At 63.8% G+C, this 2,736-nt stretch carries 4 protein-coding genes; 1 reads left to right on the top strand and 3 read right to left on the bottom strand.

The features are described 5' to 3' along the window. Positions 1 to 62 precede the first annotated feature (62 nt). The 3 genes from HX873_RS30200 to HX873_RS30190 are packed head-to-tail and all read right to left on the bottom strand — an operon-like array spanning position 63 to position 2,244. On the bottom strand, positions 63 to 989 hold the full coding sequence (locus HX873_RS30200; protein WP_177123652.1) for a FecR domain-containing protein: 927 nt from the start codon (positions 987 to 989) through the stop codon (positions 63 to 65). Between the two features lie 38 nt (positions 990 to 1,027). Further along, a complete protein-coding gene (locus tag HX873_RS30195; protein WP_102605758.1) occupies positions 1,028 to 1,573 on the bottom strand; it encodes an RNA polymerase sigma factor in 546 nt (181 codons plus the stop codon). Then, positions 1,570 to 2,244 (bottom strand): secretin and TonB N-terminal domain-containing protein, encoded by a 675-nt coding sequence (locus HX873_RS30190; RefSeq protein WP_177010051.1) that lies wholly within the window; start codon positions 2,242 to 2,244, stop codon positions 1,570 to 1,572. Before HX873_RS30190 ends, HX873_RS30195 begins: the two co-directional genes overlap by 4 nt. A gap of 162 nt (positions 2,245 to 2,406) precedes the next feature. Here HX873_RS30190 and HX873_RS30185 point away from each other — a divergent pair, with 162 nt between their 5' ends. Further along, positions 2,407 to 2,718, top strand: a complete 312-nt coding sequence (locus HX873_RS30185; protein ID WP_177123651.1) for a hypothetical protein — start codon at positions 2,407 to 2,409, stop codon at positions 2,716 to 2,718. Positions 2,719 to 2,736 lie beyond the last annotated feature (18 nt).

The raw sequence follows: 2,736 nt of genomic DNA, 5'->3' as shown, positions 1-2,736 counted from the left end.
GAGGCCGCTGTGCTTTTGATTTTGAAGCAGCCGTTACCTAACTAACGGATATGCACACCGATCTAACTCAACAAAACAACACCGCCAGGCAACTCCGTACACTTGGCCCCATACGCATCGCGAATCAAAAGCGCCACCCCCGCCAACTGATGCAGACTAAACCGCGCCTGCACCCGCCGCTTGCCCAACTGCGCATTCATCAGCAGCAACATCCCCGGTCGATAGCGATTGATCTCATCCACCACCGTCGCCAGCGTCGCATTATCAAACACCAGCACCTGCTCCCGCCAAGCCACCACAGCCTGCACGTCCACCGCCACCGGCTCACCCACACCGCTGGCGTCATAAGTCAGCTGCCGCCCACCCTCAAGCCGAACCGTACGCCCCCCAACACCCACCAACAGCGCCCCATCAATACACGTCACACACACACTGTGATCCGTATTGCGCACATTGAACCGTGCCCGAGCCGCACTCAACCAACCTCCACCCGCCTGAACCTGAAGCGGCATCGCAGTATCGGCCAGCACCTCGACCTCCCCCTCCAACAACTCAATCCCACCCTCACGCCGGCTGATCCGCGTCTGCGTATTGAGCTCCAGCCGAACCCCATCACCCAACTCCACCCGCCGCTGCTCCCCGACCTCGGTGCGGTAATCCGCCGTCAACCCGGCAAACCCACCCGGCACCGTCACCCGCACCATCAACACCGCCGCCGACGCCGCAATCGCCCCGCCCAAAAACGCCCGCCGCCCAAAATGCCGCGGCCGGGAAAACTGCTCGGCGGCGGGAGCCAATTGCTGCCACAACACCTTGGCCTGCTCGAACGCCCGGGCATGCTCCGGGCTCTGGGCGCACCACTGGCGCAACGCCTTGGCATCAGCAACGGTGGCCCGGCCCGACGTCAGCAGCACCAGCCAGTCACGCGCTTCATCGTGCAGGGGGCTATTGGGCGCAGCACGGGCAGCGGAGAGGTTAAAAATGTTCAAGCGCGCAGGTACTCAACGGATTATCAGGGACTCAATCACTAAGACGGTTTTCCGGCCCCGGGACCGAACCGCTGGATCACTTTTCTTTCAAGGCGCTGCGCACAGTGGCCCAGCCCCGCCTTGATTTCCTTTTCGACCATGCGCGTGGAAATCCCGAAACGCCTGGAGATCTCCAGGTGTGGCGCCTCTTCCAGACGTGCCGCGATAAGGATCTGGCGCCGCCGCGCCGGCAGTTCGTAGAGGGCCTTGAGCAACGACTGGATTTCCCGCTGGCCACCCACCACCCGCGACGGGTCCTGGGCTTCATCGACGGTTTGCAGCAGCTCTTCGACTTCGCTGCCGGTCAACAGTCGCGCATCCGCCTGGCGTCGGTCAGCGGCGATGTTCAGCGCCATTCGATACAGGTAGGCATTGGGTTGCGCCAGGTTCGGCGGTACGTCCATGCGGTCGACCCGCAGGTAGGTCTCGTGCAGCACGTCGTTGGCCAGGTCCTCGGACCCGAGGCGCTTGCGCAGGCGTACCTTGAAGTCCTCGTAGGACGCCAGGAACAGGCTGACCATCATGCTGTGGCCGGTGTCTTTCATGCCCCGGAAACTCCTTCCCCTGCTGTGCATTCCATGCGTGTTCCTGTTGAATCGGGCATCAAAAGTAAGGTCACCGGCAAGCGCAGCGAACTGGGCGCCGGGCGTTCGACCCGGGTGGCGCCCAGGCCGCGTACCAGCGCTTCGTCACGCTGCAGGTCACCGGTGGAGCTGACCAGGCGGCTGTGTTCGATCACCCCGTCACCGTTGACCCACACCTGCACCAGCGCCCGGAAACTGCCGGGGCGGGTCAGCGGCGAACGGCACAAACTGCGTTCGATCGCCTGCTGCAAGGCCGCGGCATAGCTGTTGTTGATCCGTGCTGCATGCCCTGCCTTCAGCCCCCGCGTCGTGGCCGGCTGGCTGACCTCGGGGACTTGCAGGGTGAACGCATCGCTGCGGGCATAACGCGCCATCAGGCCACTCCCTGTCAGCAGCAGGCCCAGGGCTTGCTGCGCACTGTAGCGGCCATGCACGCCGATGGAGCGCCGGCCCCGGGTCAACTCGCGGTCCACCAGCACCGCCATGCCGGTGGCATGGCTGAACGCCTGCAGGGCGCTATCCAGGTTCTGCGCGGGCAGGTCCAGGGTCACTTCGGCGCGCACGGCCTGCGCCAGCCCCAACAGCAGAGCCAGGCAGCAGCCCGCGCGCCTCCAAGCCCCCCTGCTCAGCATCGCAACACGTCCGACATAGCCTACAAAACCGTCATCCTGAGGCCAGTTTATGAACCTGATGTTACGGTGCCAGCAAAAAAAACATCACGGTGACGGGCAGCCCGCTGCACTACACTTTTGAGCCATACCGGCCCATTTCCCAGGGCTCGCCAGGAGGCACCGATGAACCTGTTCCCGACCCTCGCCAGCCTGTTGCTGTGTGCTGCCCTGCCGCTGATGGCCCACGCCGAAGGAACGCCGAATGGCTGCACCGAGGTCAACGTGGATGGCTACAAGGCACCGGACTATGGCTGCCTGAGCCAGCAGATGAGCAACAACCCGGACGCCGCCAAGGCCACGCAAAAGAACCAGCAAGCGCAACAGGTGCCCATCGACAAACGCAAGCCGAACCAGATCGGGCTCTCTACGCCCGCAGCGACCAGTGTGCGCATGGGCAATACGTTCGGTACTTCGGTGAAACCCCAGCGGCCTTGATCGCCGCTTGTCCCCCCC

It is taken from the genome of Pseudomonas sp. P7758, assembly GCF_013386485.1.
Lineage (GTDB): Bacteria > Pseudomonadota > Gammaproteobacteria > Pseudomonadales > Pseudomonadaceae > Aquipseudomonas.
This window is presented reverse-complemented; position numbering and strand designations above follow the sequence as displayed.